The 18,114-nt window shown below is 71.7% G+C and carries 11 protein-coding genes; 7 read left to right on the forward strand and 4 right to left on the reverse strand.

What is annotated here, in order from left to right:
- Window positions 1-33: 33 nt before the first annotated feature.
- Window positions 34-666, reverse strand: a complete 633-nt coding sequence (locus tag Sm713_RS25890; RefSeq protein ID WP_212912486.1) for a maleylpyruvate isomerase N-terminal domain-containing protein — start codon at window positions 664-666, stop codon at window positions 34-36.
- Between the two features lie 424 nt (window positions 667-1,090).
- Here Sm713_RS25890 and Sm713_RS25895 point away from each other — a divergent pair, with 424 nt between their 5' ends.
- Together Sm713_RS25895 and Sm713_RS25900 are read left to right on the forward strand one after the other, a co-directional pair.
- Window positions 1,091-2,653: an MFS transporter gene (locus Sm713_RS25895; protein WP_212914835.1), complete on the forward strand. Its 1,563-nt coding sequence runs from the start codon at window positions 1,091-1,093 to the stop codon at window positions 2,651-2,653.
- Window positions 2,654-2,866: 213 nt separating this feature from the next.
- A complete protein-coding gene (locus tag Sm713_RS25900; protein WP_212912487.1) occupies window positions 2,867-4,327 on the forward strand; it encodes a M1 family metallopeptidase in 1,461 nt (486 codons plus the stop codon).
- A 99-nt stretch (window positions 4,328-4,426) separates the two neighbouring features.
- On the opposite strand, the gene Sm713_RS25905 is transcribed toward Sm713_RS25900, so the two are convergent.
- Window positions 4,427-7,003 (reverse strand): MFS transporter, encoded by a 2,577-nt coding sequence (locus Sm713_RS25905; RefSeq protein ID WP_212912488.1) that lies wholly within the window; start codon window positions 7,001-7,003, stop codon window positions 4,427-4,429.
- A gap of 1,387 nt (window positions 7,004-8,390) precedes the next feature.
- On the opposite strand from Sm713_RS25905, the gene Sm713_RS25910 reads away from it, so the two are divergent.
- On the forward strand, window positions 8,391-10,781 hold the full coding sequence (locus Sm713_RS25910) for an SdrD B-like domain-containing protein (protein WP_212912489.1): 2,391 nt from the start codon (window positions 8,391-8,393) through the stop codon (window positions 10,779-10,781).
- A gap of 315 nt (window positions 10,782-11,096) precedes the next feature.
- Window positions 11,097-11,786, forward strand: a complete 690-nt coding sequence (locus Sm713_RS25915) for a hypothetical protein (RefSeq protein ID WP_212914836.1) — start codon at window positions 11,097-11,099, stop codon at window positions 11,784-11,786.
- 120 nt (window positions 11,787-11,906) lie between these two features.
- Here the strand turns inward: Sm713_RS25915 and Sm713_RS25920 are convergent, their stop codons facing one another.
- On the reverse strand, window positions 11,907-13,274 hold the full coding sequence (locus tag Sm713_RS25920; RefSeq protein WP_212912490.1) for a nitrous oxide reductase family maturation protein NosD: 1,368 nt from the start codon (window positions 13,272-13,274) through the stop codon (window positions 11,907-11,909).
- Window positions 13,275-13,385: 111 nt separating this feature from the next.
- On the opposite strand from Sm713_RS25920, the gene Sm713_RS25925 reads away from it, so the two are divergent.
- Window positions 13,386-14,549 carry a Dyp-type peroxidase gene (locus tag Sm713_RS25925; protein WP_212912491.1) on the forward strand — a complete coding sequence of 388 codons (1,164 nt, stop codon included), beginning with the start codon at window positions 13,386-13,388 and terminating at the stop codon, window positions 14,547-14,549.
- Between the two features lie 367 nt (window positions 14,550-14,916).
- Here the strand turns inward: Sm713_RS25925 and Sm713_RS25930 are convergent, their stop codons facing one another.
- The gene (locus tag Sm713_RS25930) at window positions 14,917-16,590 is read right to left on the reverse strand and encodes an esterase-like activity of phytase family protein (protein WP_212912492.1); all 1,674 of its coding nucleotides are present in this window, start codon (window positions 16,588-16,590) and stop codon (window positions 14,917-14,919) included.
- Window positions 16,591-16,998: 408 nt separating this feature from the next.
- Between Sm713_RS25930 and Sm713_RS25935 the strand changes: the two genes are divergently transcribed.
- The gene (locus tag Sm713_RS25935; RefSeq protein ID WP_212912493.1) at window positions 16,999-17,445 is read left to right on the forward strand and encodes an SseB family protein; all 447 of its coding nucleotides are present in this window, start codon (window positions 16,999-17,001) and stop codon (window positions 17,443-17,445) included.
- A 4-nt stretch (window positions 17,446-17,449) separates the two neighbouring features.
- Window positions 17,450-18,112 (forward strand): hypothetical protein, encoded by a 663-nt coding sequence (locus Sm713_RS25940; RefSeq protein WP_212912494.1) that lies wholly within the window; start codon window positions 17,450-17,452, stop codon window positions 18,110-18,112.
- Window positions 18,113-18,114: the final 2 nt, after the last annotated feature.

Below are 18,114 nucleotides of genomic sequence, written 5' to 3' on the forward strand. Positions count from 1 at the left end.
GCAAGCAGTCCGGCGCCCCTGGCACCCGGGCCCTCAGATGCCCGTGATCACCGCGGGCGCCCGTTCGGCCCGGCTCAGCGCGCGCAGGACGGCCGTTTGCCCGTGCCGGACCACCGCGAGCCGGGACAGCAGGTCGAGCACCGGCTCGAAGACGCCCGGCGGGAACGACGGCGTGGGGATGCCGGCGCTCAGCGCCAGGTCGTCGGAGTGCACGACGATCTCCACCATGCGCGTCAGCAGGAAGTCGTCGAGCGTCAGCGGCGTTCCGACGAACGACACGATCCGGTCGGCGGATTCGGCCGGCAGGGCCGCGCGCTGCCGGGCCACCGCCGAGGCGACCTCGCCGGCGAACGCCTCCGCGCCGCCCGCCGCCGCGGACTCGCCGCCCTCCCGGATGTTCACGTTGACCTCCGCGTCGACATCGGCGTGGAACGCGGCGGCCCTGGTGTAGAAGTCGGCCACGGGCAGCGGCTCCTCCTCCGCGGCCTGGGCCTCCAGCAGCCAAGACACGTAGAAGACCTGCGACCCCACGTGGCCGGCGAGCCCGTGGACGCTGAACTCCTTCAGCACGCTGGGCCGGTCCCACGCCACGGCGACCCCCGCGTCCCCGAGCAGCGCCGCCACCGACGCCGCCGCCTCCAGGTACGCGTCTCTGATCGCGGTCATCCTTCCCCCTCCATCTGGCCGTTCCTCCCTATGGCCCTTATGGCCCTTCGCGGTCGGTCACACCCTGCACCATCGGCCGGCGGGCGCGACAGCTCGCCGCCGCGTCGCACGGAACCAGGCTCCGGCATACCGCCGAACGGCCCCACCTGGGCGTGGCTCGCACGAGGGGCAAGGGCTCCGCCGGGGCGGAAGCGGCGGTGACGCTCGGTAGCCGCGACCTGCCCGGCCTGGACAGCAGGCGAAGACGCCGCCCACACTCCGTACTGTCGGAAGATACGTGCATCAGGAAAGGAAATCCGTGAGCCGCGGCGAGCGAACAGACGCGATACCGGACCACCCGTCGCCGGACACCACGCCGCGGCAGGCAGCGGCCGCCGCACCAGCACCAGCACCACGCGGCCGCGGCTCCGTCGTCGCCGCGCTGATGCTGTCGATGGCGCTCGCCGCGCTCGACAGCACGATCGTCTCCACGGCCGTCCCGCAGATCGTGGGCGACCTCGGCGGGTTCTCCGTCTTCTCGTGGCTGTTCTCCGGCTACCTGCTCGCCGTCACCGTCACGCTCCCCCTGTACGGGAAGATCTCCGACACGTTCGGCCGCAAGCCCGTGCTCATCGCCGGCATCATCCTGTTCGTCGCCGGGTCCCTGCTCTGCGCCACCGCGTGGAACATGGCCGCGCTCATCGCGTTCCGCGTCGTGCAGGGCCTCGGCGGCGGCGCCCTCCAGGGCACCGTGCAGACCGTCGCCGCGGACCTGTACCCCCTGAAGGAACGCCCCAAGATCCAGGCCAAGCTCTCCACGGTCTGGGCGAGCTCGTCCGTGGCGGGCCCCGCCGTCGGCGGGCTCTTCGCCGGTTACCTCGACTGGCGCTGGATCTTCCTCATCAACCTGCCGATCGGCGCGCTCGCGCTGTGGCTGATCGTCAAGCACCTGCACGAGCCCTCCCGCCCCGCGACCCTTCGCACGGGCGCCAAGGCCGCGAAGGCAGGCGCACCGGCCACGAGCGCCCCGGCCGCACCCGCGCGGCGGCCCCGGATCGACTGGGCGGGCGCGCTCGCCGTGTTCGCCACCGGTGCCCTGCTGCTGACCGCGCTCGTCCAGGGCGGCGTGGCCTGGCCCTGGCTCTCCGCGCCGAGCTTCGCCTTCTTCGGCGGCGGCGCCGCCCTCGCCGTCGCCACCGTCGCCATCGAGCGGCGGGCCGCGGACCCGATCATCCCCGGCTGGGTGTGGCGCCGCCGCACCATCGCCGCCGTGAACATCGCGCTCGGCGTCATGGGCCTGCTGATGGTCGCGCCGACCGTGTTCGTCCCCACGTACGCGCAGTCGGTGCTCGGCCTCGGCCCGATCCCCGCCGGCTTCGTGCTGTCCGTGATGACGTTGAGCTGGCCCATCGCCGCGGCCCTCTCCAGCCGCGTCTACGACCGCATCGGCTTCCGCCTCTGCGCCGTCACGGGCATGTCCGTCGCCACGCTGATGCTGCTCGCGTTCCCGTTCCTGCCCTTCCCCGGGCAGGCCTGGCAGCCCGCGCTGATCATGCTGGTGCTCGGCGGCGGGCTCGGCCTCTTCCAGCTCCCGCTGATCATCGGCGTCCAGTCCACGGTCGGCTGGTCCGAGCGCGGTACGGCGACCGCGTCCATCCTCTTCAACCGGCAGATCGGCCAGAGCGTCGGCGCCGCGCTGTTCGGCGCCGTCGCCAACGGCGTCCTGGCCGGGCGGCTCGCCCACGCCCACGGGCTCAAGCTCCCCGGCGACCTCGACGCCGTCTCGCGGGCCCTCGACAACCCCGGCTCCCTGAGCGCGGCAGCCGCCGACTACCTGCGCCGGGCCGTGGACTCCGCCGTCGGCGACGTCTTCCTCGGCGCGGCCGGCGCCGCCGTCCTGACCCTGCTGGTGCTGCTGTTCGTCGCACCGCGCCGCTTCCCCGTCATCCAGGAGGAGGGGGCGCAGCGGGACGCGGAGGGCGGCGCCGCGGAGGCCGGAGGGGTCTGAACGACGCGTGGCCGCGTGGCCGGCACGCGTGGCCGCGGCGAGCCGCCGGAGGGGTGACGAGCGGGGCGCCGGAGCGGGGCGCGCACCAGGTGCCGTGGGGATGCCGCAGGCGGTCGGCGCCGCCTGCGATCTTGTCGCCGGAAGAGGCGCGCCATAAGGTGAGGCGACATTGATGTGTTCATGTTCTGGACCCGCCTCGTTCCAGGAGTGCACATGTTCGCTGCCCCCGCAGGAGCCTCCCCCACCCGCCCGCGCCGGAGACCGGCCCGCGGTCGATTCCTGGCCACCGCCCTGGCCGTCCTCTCCGTGACGGCATCCCTCACCCTGACGGCCGAGAGCACCGCCGTGGCCGCGACCGCGGACGGCCACGGCGCCCCGGGCGCGCGCGGCCTGGGCGACCCGTACTTCCCGCTCGCGGGGAACGGCGGCTACACCACCCGGCACTACGACCTGGACCTCGCCTACGATCCGCTCACGCGGCGGCTGGACGCCACCGAAGCCGTCACCGCACGTGCCACCCAGCGGCTCAGCACGTTCGACCTCGACCTGTCCGGGCTGACGGTCCGCGGGGTGCGGGTGAACGGGCGGACGGCCCGGTGGACGCGCGACGGGCAGGAACTCGCCATCACGCCCGCGAAGCCGCTCGGGAAGGGGCAGGGCTTCCGCGTCGACCTCTCCTACGGCGGCGTTCCGGAGGACGTCACCGACCCCGACGGCTCCGCGGACGGCTGGATCTCCACCGACGACGGCGCCTTCGTCGCGGGTGAGCCCCAGGGCGCCATGTCGTGGTTCGCCGCCGACAACCACCCTCTGGACAAGGCCTCGTACACCTTCGAGATCACCGTGCCGGCCGGGTACACCGCGGTCGCGAACGGCGTGCTGGCATCGCAGCGGACCAGGGCGGGCAAGACCACCTTCCACTGGCGCCAGTCCCAGCCCATGGCCTCCTACCTCGCCACCGCCACGGTCGGGAAGTTCGACGTCCAGCGGTACACCACCGCCTCGGGCATCCCCGTCTACAACGCGGTGGATCCCCGCGAGGCGGCCGACGCCGCCCCGGCACTGGCCCGGATCCCGGCGATCCTCGACTGGGAGAGCGACCTCTTCGGTCCGTATCCGTTCTCGGCGGCCGGCGCGATCGTCGACCATGCTCCGGACGTGGGCTACGCCCTGGAGACGCAGACGCGGCCGATCTACGACAGGGCGCCGGGCGTCGGCACGGTCGTCCACGAGATGGCGCACCAGTGGTTCGGCGACTCCGTGAGCCTGACCAGCTGGCAGGACATCTGGCTCAACGAGGGCTTCGCCACCTACGCGGAGTGGCTCTGGGAGGAGCAGCACGGCGGGAAGACCGCCCAGGCCAGCTTCGACGGCTACTACGCCCGGCCGGCCACCAACAGCCTGTGGGCCTTCCCGCCCGCGGACCCCGGCGAGGGGGCGAACATCTTCGCCTCGCCCGTCTACACCCGCGGCGCGATGACCTTGCAGGAGCTGCGCACGGCCGTCGGCGACACCGACTTCTTCACCATCCTGAAGACGTGGGCCCGAAGCCACCGCTACGGCAGCGGAACCACCGCCCAGTTCATCGCGCTCAGCGAGAGGGTGTCCCGCAAGGACCTCGGCGCCCTCTTCCACACCTGGCTCTACACCGCGGGCAAGCCAGCCAGGCCGTAACCGCGGGCACACACCAGACGTAACGAAGAAGCCGGCCCGTCCCTCCGCGCTGGAGGTACGGGCCGGCTTCTCACCGGAGGGTCCGGAGGGTGCGGAGGGTCACTTCTCGGGGTGGCTCAGCTCCAGGTCGAGGCCGTCGGCTCCCCTGCCCTCGACCCGGACGGTGGTGGCCACCGGCGGGTAGCCGCTGGCGATGAGCGAGTACCCGCCCGCGTCCAGGTCGGTGAACGCGTACACGCCCTCCGAGTCGCTGGTGGCCGTGCCGACGACGTTCCCGGCCGCGTCGAGCAGCGTCAGGCGGGCGTCGGCGAGCGGGCGGTGGTCCGCGCCGGCACGGACGGCGCCCTGGAGCTGGGCACCCGCCTGGAGGACGATGTCCAGCCGCGTGGTCCCGGTACCGCCGACCTCGGCGAGGCGGGCGGTCGGCCGGCAACCCGAGGCATGCACGGCGACCGTGTACTCGCCCACCGGCAGCTCGCCCAGGGTGAAGCCGCCGGCCGCGTCCGTCTTGCCGGAGGCCAGCACGTTGCCCGGGATGTCGGTCACCACGACCATCGCGCCCTCCACGGGCAGGCCGTCCGGCGCGCTGGTCACGACGCCCGCGAGCCCACCGCTCGCGGACAGCAGCACGTCGTGGGAGACGGGTTCCTGGCCGACCGTGACGGTGGACGCCTGCGGCTTGCAGCCGTCGGCGGCGGCGATCAGCACGTACGAGCCGGTGCCCGGCACCGGAAGGGTGTAGCCGCCGTCGGCCCGGGCGTCGGCGCGGCCGAGCTGGCGTCCGGAGGGGGAGATCAGGGTCAGCGCGGCGGCGGCCACCGGTGTGCCGTCGGAGTACCGCACCCGGCCGTGCACGGCGTGGGTGCCGGCCGCCTGGACGTCACCGCCGCCCGGCGAGGCGAAGGCCGCCACCGGCGGTTGCGACGGCGCCTCCGCCTGCGACTCCGCGGCGCCGACGCCCACGAGGACCGGCTCCTTCTCGGAGCGCGGCGCGGGACCCGCCGCCTCGGCGGCACGCGCCTCCAGGGCGGAGATCTTCCGGAGCGGCACCTCCTTGATGAACAGGATCACCACGAAGGCGACGGCCATCACGATCGCGGCGAGCAGGAACACCGAGTGCATGGCGTCCGCGAAGCCCGCCTTGAAGGGCACGGCCAGGCGCGGGTCCAGCTTCTGGATGAAGGAGGAATCGCTGAGGACGCTGCTGGAACCGCCGTTGGAGCCGCCCTTGAGCATGCTCAGCACCGGCTTGTTCTCCGGGTCCGCCAGCACGGCCGGGTCCCTCAGCGCGGCCTTGAAACTCGCGCTCGACGCGGCCTCGGTGAACGCCGACGCGATCTTGCCGCTGAGCGTGCTGAAGAGCACCGAGAGGAAGATCGCCGTGCCGGCCGTGCCGCCCATCTGCCGGAAGAAGGTGGACGACGAGGTCGCGACACCCATGTCCTTGATCGGCACCGCGTTCTGCACCGCCAGGACCAGTGTCTGCATGCAGCCGCCCAGGCCCAGGCCGAAGACCGCCATGAAGACCATCGTCTGCCACAGCGGCGTGTCCCAGTCGACCCTGAAGTAGAAGAGCCCCATCGCGACGACCATCAGGGCGCTGCCGATGATCGGGAAGATCTTGTACCGGCCGGTCTTGGAGGTGACCTGGCCGGAGGCGATCGAGGCGGCCATCATGCCGGCCATCAGCGGCAGCATCTCCAGGCCCGACTTGGTGGCGCTGGCGCCCTTGACGATCTGGAGGTACTGCGGGATCACCAGCATGCCGCCGAACATGCCCATACCGATCAGCACCCCGACCAGGCTGGTCAGGCTGAAGACCGGGATGCGGAACAGGCGCATCGGGATCAGTGCGGCATCGCCCATGGCGCGCTCGACGAAGATCCAGACGACGATTCCGACGGCACCGATCGCGTAGCAGGTGAGGGACCGCGGCGAGCCCCAGCCCCAGCCGCGGCCCTGCTCGGCGACGAGCAGCAGCGGCACCACACCGATGATGAGGGTGAGCGCGCCCCACCAGTCGATGCGGGACGGCCGGCGGGTGTGCGGGATGTTGAGCACCTTGGCGACGACGAACAGCGCGACGATGCCGATCGGCACGTTGACCAGGAAGACCCAGCGCCAGCCGGTGACGCCCAGGATGCTGCTCGTGCCCGCGAGGAAGCCGCCGATCAGCGGTCCGCCCACGCTGGAGATGCCGAAGGTCGCGAGCATGTAGCCCTGGTATCGGGCGCGCTCGCGGGGCGGGACGATGTCACCGATGATCGCCAGCGCGAGCGACATCAGACCACCGGCACCGATGCCCTGGAGGGCCCGGAACACGGCCAGCTCGGTCATCGAGTTGGAGAAGGTGCACAGCACGGAGCCGACGATGAAGATGCTGATCGCGGCCAGGAAGTAGGGCTTGCGGCCGTGCAGGTCGGACAGCTTGCCGTACAGCGGCGTCGAGATCGTCGAGGTGATCAGGTACGCCGTGGTGGCCCAGGCCTGCTGGCTGAGGCCGTGCAGGTCGTCCGCGATGGTCCGGATGGACGTGCTGACGATGGTCTGGTCGAGCGCGGCCAGGAACATCCCCAGCAGCAGGCCGCTGAGGATGGTGAGGATCTGCCGGTGGTTGAGGCCGCCCGGCGAGGCTATCGGTGTCCCCGCGCTCTGCGCGGGGGCTGCTTGGCTCATCGTGCTGTTTCTCCCTGTCCTCCGCCGACACCCGGAGCGGGCTCCTGGGCGGTGTCGCGCGTTGTGATGTGCCGGCAAGTCCTCATGGAGACGGGTGGGCGGCCGGACGAGCTCGAAGCGGTCCCCGGGCGGCCGCCCCTGGGGGTCGGCCGCGGCTTCGGGTCCCGCTCACTCCGGTACTGCTGAAGGGTGGCGCACCCGGCGCCGGTGTCGGTCGGCGGCATGCCCCGCCCGTGTTCCGGGCCTCGCCGGATACGAGGGTGGCGGCCGGGATCGTCTGCTGCGGGCCCGGCTCGCGGTGGACGACCGGGTCTTCGGGCCGGCACCGGCCGCGCGGGCCGGATCGTCCCGCGTACCGCGCCGGGGGCGGCCCTCGGTCGCTGTCAGCCTGCGGGGGCTCGTGCCGGTGGCGGTGCCGGGGGCGGGAGCAGCTGTGTCACCGCTCGCACCGGCGGGGCGGGGCCTCTTCCCGCGGCCATGGGCCACTCCGTATCGATCGCCTGTTCCTACGAAACTTGCTTGGTCTCAACAAATATAAACCAAGTGCTTGCCTCGGGCAACTTGGTGGTCGAAATGCACGGCTTGCACTGACCGCACCGGCTCTGGCGGCGGAGGCCGCTCCCACCGGCGCACCAGGGAGCGCGCGGAGCGCGAAACCGGCGCCCGATCCGGCCTCCACCACCGCACGGATCCGTAATGCCCCGCCCTCCGATGACCGCTCGACTCGGCCACGCCACCGCGCCCCCCGCAGGCGACCGGATTTCGCCTCCAGACACAACGCCCCTGCATGACGAGCACGTCCCGGACGCGCCATCCGGGCGCCACGCATTCAGCGTGACCGGATTCGGTCATCACGTCGCTGTCGCACATTCTTCCGATCGGCATTCCCCGGGCGCTCGGGGCCTATCGCGGATCCTGACGGATGCCGGAGTTCTGGTGGCGACGGCGAGACTCTCACGCTTAGAATATCGCGCGCTGCTCGCGATGGCGGTCGGTGAGGTCGGCGGCGGGGGGCGAGGGTACCGTGTTCGAGCTGCGGAAACGCGCAATGGAGGGCGGTACCGCCCGAGGTTCTGAACATGCTTTCGCCTTTGCTGGCCCGCGGTGCTTACCACTCGCCCGCAATACCCTTCAAACGATCACCACAAAGCGGTCCACGCAACGGCGATGGGCCCTTTTTCTTTTCCTTGGCGTTCGCGACCGGCACCCCCGTCCGGGGCCATGGGGCGACGCCCGGCGAGAAGCGGGCGCTTCGTTTCACGACAAGAGAAGTGTGGAGTGTGATGCCATGAACCGAGTCGGCAGAGATTCGCCCCGGTCGCCCTGGAGGCTTGCGGAGCCTCTGGGGCGCGTGGGGTTATCCGTTCTCCTCCTGGCGGGCGGCGCCATGGGAGCGACAGCCGGCTCCGCCGCCGCCGCGACCGACGACGGCACGCTGACGGTCGAGGTGCTGCGCGACTTCTTCGGCACGGGCGTGATCAACGCGACCATGGACGTGCCGCAGCGGGGCATGAAGGTGGAGATCTCCGACCCCGCCGGCCACGATGTCACCGGCGTCACGGATGCCACCGGAAAGGTCGTGGTGCCGCCGTCGGCGGAGCTGAGCGGCGGGCAGTACCGCGTCGACGTCAGCGTCCCGGCACCGTACAGCGACTACCTGCGGGCGGCCCCCGCGTCCACGGAGGAGAACCACTTCGACAGCTTCACGTCGTTCGTGGACGTGTCGGGCGGGAAGGACGCCTCCGTGGTGACGGGGGTGTGGGATCCGGCCGACTACGCGCTGCCTGACTCGCGCTACTTCGTACCGGTCCAGAGCGGCGCCGACGGAACCGACAACCGGGCGCTGGTGGCGTTCGGGACGGACACCCGGGGCACGTGTCCCACGGACGTGTCCTGTCCGGCCACGCTGGCCACGCAGGACCAGGTCGGCACGACGTTCGGGCTGGCGTACGACACGGACCGCAGCCGCCTGTTCCAGAGCGCGTTCGCCCGCCGGTACGCCCCGTACGGGCCCCAGGGCGCCGGCGCGATCTACACGGTGCCGGTCGGCGGCTCGGGTGCGCCCGAGCTGTTCGCCCAGGTCCCGGGCGCAGCGGTGACACAGCACGACACCGCCAACATGATCAAGGATCCCGGGTTCACCGAGGCACCGGGCAAGGAGAGCATCGGCGGCCTGGCCCTGTCGGAGGACGGCTCCACGCTGTACGCGGTGAACCTGCTGACCCGGAGTCTGGTGGCCTTCGATGCGACGGGGACCACCGCCTCGGAGCCCGAGGCGACGGTTCCGATCCCGGACCCGGGGTGCGCGAGCGCCGACGACTGGCGGCCGTTCGGTCTCCAGGCCCACAACAACACGCTGTACGTCGGCGGCGTGTGCAGCGCGGAGAGCACGCAGCAGCGCGCGGACCTCAAAGCCGTCGTCTACACCTACGACGGCAAGCGGTTCAGCACGGTGCTGACCCACCAGCTCACGGAGGAACGCGGCAGCGTCTACGGTTCCGGCGACAGGAACACCCACTGGAACCCGTGGAACACCAAGCTGGACACGTGGGACGACCGGAAGTCGGGCAGCACCTTCATCGATCCGCAGCCGGAGCTGGCTTCCCTCGCCTTCGCCCGCGACGGCTCGATGATCCTGGGTTTCCGCGACCGGTTCATGGACGTGCTCAGTTGGGGAGGGCTGGACCCCCGCCCGGGGAACAACACGGCGGAGAACGGCATGTCCGGTGGTGACATCACCATGGTCTGTGCCACTCCCACCGGCGAGTACCAGTGGGAAGGCACCGGGAGCTGCCCCAACCACGCCACCCCCGCCAACAACGGCGGCCAGGCCGCCGATGTCGTCGAATACTTCCCGGGCGACTCTTACGCCAACGCGCACCAGGAGACCGCGCTGGGGTCGGTGGCCTATATCCCGCAGCAGCAGTGGGTCGTCAGCACGGAGTTCGACCCGGTCGTCAACGTCGCCACCTCGGGGACCGGGTACCACAACATCACGACCGGTCAGGGCCCGGGCAACAACCCGACCGCCAACGGGTACCAGTTCGTCAACCAGCAGCAAGGCGGGTTCGGCAAGGCCGGCGGGCTCGGCGACGTCGCGTACGCGGCGGCGAACGCGCCCATCCAGATCGGCAACCTCGTGTGGTTCGACGGCGACCACAACGGCACGCAGGACCCCGCGGAACCGCTGCTGCCGGAGGCCACGATCAACCTGCTGGACGCGGGCGGCAAGCAGGTCGCCACGACGAGGACCGATGCCGCCGGCGAGTACTACTTCGGTGGTGTCGGTGCCGAGTACCAGCTCACGCCCGGCGCCAAGTACACCGTGCAGTTCGACGTGTGCACGGCCGACACCAGCAAGGTGGCCGACCAGCCCACGGCGGACGAGCTCCGGTTCACGCTCGCGCGGGCCGGTGCCAACCGTGCGCACGACTCCAATGTGACCCCGCCGACCACCGGGGAGTTGTGCAACGGCTCCGCGCCTGTCACGGCCCCGGACAAGCCGGGCGGTGTCGATCACACGATCGACGCCGGGGTGTACATCCCGAAGGAGACACCGACGCCGCCTCCGTCCTCACCGCCGGCGACGCCACCTGCCTCCACCCCGCCGACCGCGCCGCCCGCCAACAACCCGGCCCCGGCCGGTGGCGGCTCGGGTTCCCTGGCCGACACCGGTACGTCCGGGCTGCCTCAGATGATCACCCTCGCCGGCCTGCTGGTGGGCGCGGGTCTGGTCATCGCCTTCGTGAGCCGGAAGTACCTCGTCCAGAGACACTGAACGAACGGAACAAACGGAACAACCAGTGATCTGCCCGCCCGCGCTCCGGATGGCGCGCGGGCGGGCGGATCGCGTCTCGGGCCGGTCCACGAGGGCCGGCCCCGGCGTCGTCCGTCACCGGACCGCCGGGTGCCGTCGCGTCAGCACGGTGGCCGGGCGGTGCGGTGATCGAGAGGGTGAACCAGCAGAGTGCCAGCGTCGAGCCGCGTGCGCAGTGCGAGATCCCAGCAAGCTCAACCGGGGCGCCCGGCCGACCGGCGCAGGTGGCCGGGGCGGCGCTGGGCGGCAGTCGCCGTCGGCGCGGCGGCCGTCGCGGTGGCGGTGGTGGCCACGCTCCTCCTCACCGGCGGCGACCCCGAATCCAGAGTTCCGCGGGCACTGACGCCGGATGAGGCGAACCAGCTCGCGATCACGCGGTTCCGCAACTACGAGGCGCACGGCCGCGCGGTGACGATCACCGTGCCGGGCAGCGCCGGCGGGCTGGTCGTCACCGGGTCCGTCGACTACCGGCGCAAGCTCGGCTACGGCGTGGTGCACGGCACCGGGCGCGACACGTCCAGCGACGGGCTGATCGAGTGGACGGCCACCTCGGTCCTCGTCCACCCGATGGCCAACGCCCCCGCGCGCGCACCCGCGTCGCCGCCCGGTCCGGGCTGGTACACGCGTCCGTTGCAGTCGTCGGGCAGCTCGCTGGACAGTTCGCTGGCCATCGCGCTCAGCCTCGGCAGCGACCGGCCGGACAACGCCCAGCTGCTGCCGCAGAACGGTGCCGCCTGGTGGGGGCGGGACCAGGTGGGCGGCCACCGGGTGGACGTCATGACCGGGCCGTCCTCCCGCGACCGCTCCGGCACGGCGGGCAACGTGCGCTACTGGATCGGCTCGGACGGCACCATGTACCGGGCCCGCGCCGGCGTGAGTTCCGCGCCGCAGCCGGTGGTCATCGACTTCGACACCCAGAAGTACGTGCCGGTCGAGCCGGTACCCGGAGCCGCCCCGGCGCGGTAGCCGCGGTAGCGGCCGTTCAGCAGGACGCACGGAAGCAGCCGCTCAGGACGCACGTAGGCGACCGTTCAGGACGCACGGAAGCGACCGTTCAGGACGGGCGGCAGCCGCGGTTGCCGCCGTTCAGGACGTCTTCGAACCGGCCCCCTGCACCCGCGCGTTCGCGACGAGCAGGGACGCCGACGGCAGCGGGATGCCCGCCTCGTCCGGCATGCTCGGAACAGCCGGAACCGCGGTGGCGCCCTTCGTGCGGGCGCCGGGGAACTCCGGCTGCGGACCGGGCGCCGCGACCTCGGTGAACGGGATGCCACCGGGCGCCGCCGGCATCGTCCACGTGCCGGCCGGGGAGGACGACCCGGCCGGAAGCGGGCAGGACGCCGTTGCCGCGAGCCGGGCGGGCACCGTGGTGCGCAGAGCGTTGCCGCGCAGGCAGTTGCCCCGGCCGCGGGTGGCGGTGGGGAACGTCCAGCCGACGTCGACGCCGTTGCCCGTGAACGTGTTGTCCACGATCTGGTTGCCGTTCGGAGGCAGGTCGGCGGATGCGGTGATCACCAGCCCGGCGTTGCTGTTGCCGGCGACGCGGTTGCGGACGAACCGGTTGTCGCTGCCGCCGTCGATGCCGATGCCGGTGCCCCACCCGCCGTCGGCCTGCTCCGGGGTGGCCTCCTGCTGGTTGGCGGCGATCAGATTGCCCGCGATGACGGCACCCCGCTGCGGGAGCAGCTTCTCCTGGTGGTCGGAGTTGGTGGTCAGGCCCACGCGGTTGCCCACCAGGCGGTTGCCGACCACGTACATGTCCCCGCCGGCGTTGGTGCCCTCGTAGCCGACCGCGTTGAGTTCGGCGACGTTGTCCCGCACCACGATGTGACACGGCTTGCACTGCCCGACGTAGATCCCCGAGTCGGCCCCGCCCGAGGTGTACGAGTGCTCGATGACGCCGTTCTGCGCGGAGAACGCGTAGATGCCGTACAGGCCGTTGCGGGTCGCGGTCACGTACGAGACCAGGAACGACTTCAGGAAGGTGACGGGCTCGTCGCCGGTGTCGTAGCCGCCGCTCTGGCCCGGCAGCCCGGCGGCGGCCGCCGCGGAACCGGTGACCAGGACGCCGTTCTGCGTGTTGTTCCGCACGGTCAGGTTCTCCACGGCCACCCCGGGCGCCGACACGAGGACGCCGTTGGGCTGCCGCAACCGCCCGTCGATGACGACCCTTTCCCGGGACTCGCCGCGCAGGGTGACGCGCGCCGTGTCGATCCTCACCGACTCGTGGTAGACGCCCGGCGCGACCAGCACCACGTCACCCGGGTGAGCGAGGGACACCGCGTCCGAGATCGTCGGGGCGTCGGCAGGCACTCGGATCGTCACATGCGCGCCGCTCGGCCGCCGGCCCTTGGCCGATCCGGCGTCCGCGCCGTCGTCGCCGCCGCCGCAGCCGGCCACAAGTGCCAGCGTCCCCAGGACCGCCGCCACCACGCGAAGTGCTAATCGAGGCATGATCCCCAGTCTGGCATGACGCCCGATTCCGCGTATGGCGTGACGCCCAATTCAGGGCCGGAATCGCCAAGTTGACCGGCACCGCGATTGCGGTGTGGCACTCTGCACACCATGCCCCGAGCCGATCGCCGCCCGTCGCGCCGCACGTTTCTCGATGTCACCGGCACGATGGTGGCCGCCGGCCTGACCGCCGGGTGCACGTCGGACTCCGCGCAGCCGGGGCGAAACGCCCCTTCCGCAGCGGGCACGCCCACGCCCATGCCGGTTCCGGCGACGGGCCGCCATCAGGCGGGCATCACGCTCCCCCAGCCGCCGCAGCCCAACCTGCTCGCCGTGGTGGCCGACCTCGGCGCCACCGCGGACGCCGGCCCGTTGCTGGACGAACTCGGCCGGACCATCCGGGCGCTCACCGCGGGAGACGACCCGCGCCTGCTGGGCCTGCCGCCGGGCGACCTGACCGTGACCGTCGGCGTGGGCCCCCGGCTGGTGCGCACGGCCGGTGCCTCGCTGCCCGGCGCGACCGACCTCCCGCGGTTCTCCCGCGAGCGGATCGCCGCGGAGGCACGGGGCGGAGACCTGCTGTTACAGATCTGCGCCGGCAACGCACTGCTGCTGTCGGTCGCCGCCGCGGCGCTCCTCGACCAGGCCGGCGACCGCGTCCGCGAACGCTGGCGCCAGTCCGCGCGCCGCGGTACGAACGTGCCCTTCGGGGGCGGCCTCGCCGCGCAACGCAACACGCTCGGCTTCATCGACGGCATCGTGGGCCCGCACACCACCGCCGAGCAGGAGCGCGACCTGTGGCTGGCCGGGCCCCCCGCGGTCGCCGGCGGCACCCTGGCCGTGCTGCGGCGCATGGAACTCGACCTGCCGCGGTTCGCCGCCCTGTCCGTGGCCGAGCAGGAAGCGGTCTTCGGGCGGCACCGGACCAGCGGCGTCCCCCTCTCCGGCGGCACCGTCGCCTCGACCCCGGAACTCGGCGCCAAGACAGCGGACGGGCGCTACCTCGTCCCCGCGAAGGCCCACGTGCGCAGGGCGAACCCCACCGTGGTCGGCACCGGCCTCATGCTCCGCCGCTCCTACAACACCGACGAGCCCGCCCCCGGCCTGCTCTTCATCAGCTTCCAGAACGCCCTGCGGACCTTCACCGCCACCCTCACCCACATGGACGCCGCCGACGCGCTGCTGGAGTTCACCACCACGACGGCCAGCGCGACGTTCCTGATCCTCCCGGGCTTCGACCGGCAGCACCCGCTCGGTTCAGGGCTGTTCGGCTGATCACGGCACACGCCGGAGAACGCCGGAGAACGCACGCCAGCGGCGGTGGCGCGGAAGCGCCACCGCCGTGGACGGGTGAGCGGTCCGTGATCCGTGGACCGGTGAGCAGTCCCCGGACGGGTAGGCAGTCCGTGGACCGGTCAGCAGTCCCCGGACGGGTAGGCAGTCCGTGGACCGGTCAGCGGGCGAGGGATCAGGACCAGAGGATCGAGCCGGCCTTGTCGTCCAGGATGCCGAGGTCGGTGCGGTCGCCGGCGAAGGCGATCGAGCCGCCCGCCCAGCCGCGGTGCTCGAAGAGATTCACCAGGCAGTTCCGGAACGTGTGGTAGGAGCCGAGGAACTCCTGCGCCCGAGGGCGCCGAGTGCGTCAGTGCACGTGGACCGTCACCGTGACGGTCTTGAGGACCGCCGGCAGCCTGGTGGTGTCGACCTTCAGGATCTCGCCGTTGTCGCTCTCGCCCGTGGGCGGCAGCACCTTCTGGTGGACCGTCCACGTGCCGTCGGGGTCGACAACGATGGTGTCGATGCCGAAATCGTCGTCGTTGGAGAGGTACAGCGTCTTCCCGGCGTTCGTGGTGGCGACGCCCTCGACCTTGTCGTGCGGGAAGAACGCGCCGCTGGGGTCGAGCTGGGTCACCAGCGTCCCGACGCCCAGGTACGACCGCTTCCGGGCCACGTGGACGCCGGCGCCGTCGAGCGCGGCGAAGGCGGCGTCGGTGCCGTCCTTCCCGACGAGCGCCTCGGGCGACTTGCCGCCGACCGTCAGGCCGCTGACGTCGGTCGCGCCGCGGATGTCGGCCTCGTAGAGGGTCTTCTGGGCGGACGGCTCGAAGGTGCCGTCACGCTCGTCGATGAGGAACCTCGTGTCGGACAGCGCGGTGATCTCGCTGTTGGCGTTGCCCGTGGTGCCGGGGTCGTCCAGCAGGTACAGGTACTGCTTGGCCCGGTACGTGCGCAGGTTGATCGTGACGATCCGGGTGGGCGAGACGTTGGAGGCCTTCGTGCTGCCGAGGTCCGGCTGCTGCAGCGCGGACTGCATCACGCCCACCAGGGTCGAGCCGTCCGGCGTGACCGTCAGGCCCTCCATGCCCTTGTTCTTCAGGCGGTTGGCCAGCTCGGCCGGCAGGTGGCCGACGATCTTGTGATACTTGTTGTCCGGGCTGTCCTTGTACGGGGTCAGCCGGCCCAGTTCGTAGCCGTTCGCGTCGAAGTGCGTGATGTACGGGCCGTACTCGTCCGAGACCCAGAACGTGCCGTCCGGCAGGGCCACGAGGCCCTCGGAGTCGTAGCCGTACGGATCGTCGGCGACGGGCACGGGGGTGCCGCCGTTCGCGTTCGTCGCGGCGACGTCGTCGATCACCTCGCCCGTGTCGTGCGGGGGACGGCCGCTGTACTTGACCCCACCGAGGCTCCTCGGCCCCTTCAGGGTGACCTTCCTGACCAGCTTCGCCTTGCCGCCGACGAGCCTGAACTCGCCGACCTCGGGCGTGAAGTCGAGGACCATCTCGGACTTGTTGCCGTCCGGGGCGTCGGCGTTGGGGCCGCGGTCGGTGAGGCCGTAGAAGGAGCCCGGCCTGCCCGGCACGGGGGCGAGCGACGACCCGAAGCCCTCCCCCGAGATCTGGGTGGTGGTGCCGCCCGGGCCAGCGACCGTGCCGAGCGGAGGAAGGGGGGCACCGTTCGCCTGGGCGTCCTTGAACAGCTCCACGGCATCGGTCGCCGTGTACGTGAAGGTGTCCGTACCCTTGAAGCCGGAGCTCGGTGTGTACGTGAACGTGCCGTCCGCGTTGACCGCCGCCGTCCCGTGGGACGGGTCGGTGTGCCGCACGACGGCGGTCGCGCCGAAGTCGTTCCGCAGCACGTCGCCCTTCACACCGCCGTGGCCGGAGAAGGTGTCCGAGGCCGCGCCGAAGGCGTGCGTCGGGGTCGACATCCGGCCATGGGCCTGGGCTGCGACCGAGCCCGCGCCCGCCACGGTGACGGCGGCAACGATCGTGATGGCGATCCGGGTGCGCCTGCGAAAGCCGAATCTTGAAGTCATGCCCTCGAACCTGTCGGTCCGGGATGAACTCTGAGCCGGGCTTCGGTGAACTGTTGCTGCGCAAGGGTGCGGTTCCATGTCCGCTCTTGACTTTTGACGTTCCTCATCGAGGTGCGGAGGCCGAGACCGTCCACGTTGCTCACCGACGGGTAGGCACGGAAACTGTCCGATATCGGACCCCGAACCCGTCCGGACCCGGTCCCGAACCCGGTCCCGAACCCGTCCGGACCCGCCCCCCCTCCGGACTCGGACCCGAACCCGTCCCGCCTCGGCCCCGGGACCGTCCGGTCGCAGCCGCAAGCAGGACCTCGGGTGCGTGCCGGAACGGTCTGTCGGACTCTGTCGTCTTTTCCTATGGTGTCGTGAGCCGGCCGGTTGTTCATCACAGCGGGGGGAGGCCTGGTGGGCGTGGATGCAGGCACAGGGCTCGTGGACCGGATCGCCCAGCGGCGGGCCGGGGTCGGGGACCCGGCGGAGCTGGTGGCCGCGGTGCGCGATGCGGTGCTGCTGGTGCCGCTGGAGGGTGGCGGGTTGTGGACGGCGCGCGCGGGTGGGGTGCGGTGGATCTGCGCGTTCACCGACGAGGCGGCGCTGGCGCGGTTCGCGTTGCACCACGGACCGGGTGACGCGTCGTGGGAGTTCGCGGCGCTGCTGGGCAGGCGGCTGCTGGACGAGATCGGGCCGGCCATGGACGAACCGGCCGGGCTTGCGGTGGACATCGCCACGGAGGGCGGTGCGATGTTCTTCCCGCCGGTGGAGGGCATCGTGCCCGATGAGGCGGCCGTGGACGCCGCACGGGGTGGCGCACGGCAGGGTGGCGTCGGGCGGGAGGGGGACGACCGTGGGCAGTGGTGACGGGATGGACCTGCATTTCGACAAGGCCAGCGTGGACAAGATCACGCAGGGCCTGCGCAGTGCCATCAGCGAGCTCGGTGAGATCGGCAGCGGCACCGGTTCCGTGATGGGCAAGGGCTTCTCCGATCTGGCGATCACCGGCATGGAGGCCGGGGACCACGGGCTGTCGGTGGATTTCGAGGACTTCTGCGAGCGGTGGGACTGGGGGGTTCGCTCGCTGATCCATGACGCGAGTGAGATCGCGAAGCGGCTGGGGCTGGCGGCGGGTACGCAGTGGGCGGAGGACCAGTACGTCCAGGGCTCGCTGAAGGTGATCGCCAGCTCGTTCGCGGGTGGGAGCCCGTATGCCTCGGAGGAGGACATCGAGAAGCAGAGCTGGGGGGATGTGTTCACTCCGGACTCCCTGCATCCCGACTACAGCGCCGATTCCTGGAAGAAGGCCGGCCACGAGATGGCGCAGACCTGGAAGGACACCGGGCGCTCGCTGCTGACCGAGGGCCAGGGCGGCGTGATGTCCGGCATCGGCAACCAGATCGCGGGCGTGGACGACCAGGAGTTCAACCGGGATCTGGATCGTGTCTTCGGCCCCTCGCCGGAAGAGCGCGCAGCCCAGCAGGACCAGCAGCCGGAGCAGGGGCAGGGGCAGGGGCAGGACGGGGGGAAGTGACG

Source organism: Streptomyces sp. TS71-3 (genome assembly GCF_018327685.1).
Classification (GTDB): domain Bacteria; phylum Actinomycetota; class Actinomycetes; order Streptomycetales; family Streptomycetaceae; genus Streptomyces.

What these genes read in the sequence shown, in the direction of transcription:
- Sm713_RS25890 (WP_212912486.1), bottom strand. Translation starts at nt 666, where the DNA reads ATGACCGCGATCAGAGACGCGTACCTGGAGGCGGCGGCGTCGGTGGCG.
- Sm713_RS25895 (WP_212914835.1), top strand. Translation starts at nt 1,091, where the DNA reads ATGCTGTCGATGGCGCTCGCCGCGCTCGACAGCACGATCGTCTCCACG.
- Sm713_RS25900 (WP_212912487.1), top strand. Translation starts at nt 2,867, where the DNA reads ATGTTCGCTGCCCCCGCAGGAGCCTCCCCCACCCGCCCGCGCCGGAGA.
- Sm713_RS25905 (WP_212912488.1), bottom strand. Translation starts at nt 7,003, where the DNA reads ATGAGCCAAGCAGCCCCCGCGCAGAGCGCGGGGACACCGATAGCCTCG.
- Sm713_RS25910 (WP_212912489.1), top strand. Translation starts at nt 8,391, where the DNA reads ATGGGAGCGACAGCCGGCTCCGCCGCCGCCGCGACCGACGACGGCACG.
- Sm713_RS25920 (WP_212912490.1), bottom strand. Translation starts at nt 13,274, where the DNA reads ATGCCTCGATTAGCACTTCGCGTGGTGGCGGCGGTCCTGGGGACGCTG.
- Sm713_RS25925 (WP_212912491.1), top strand. Translation starts at nt 13,386, where the DNA reads ATGCCCCGAGCCGATCGCCGCCCGTCGCGCCGCACGTTTCTCGATGTC.
- Sm713_RS25930 (WP_212912492.1), bottom strand. Translation starts at nt 16,590, where the DNA reads ATGACTTCAAGATTCGGCTTTCGCAGGCGCACCCGGATCGCCATCACG.
- Sm713_RS25940 (WP_212912494.1), top strand. Translation starts at nt 17,450, where the DNA reads ATGGACCTGCATTTCGACAAGGCCAGCGTGGACAAGATCACGCAGGGC.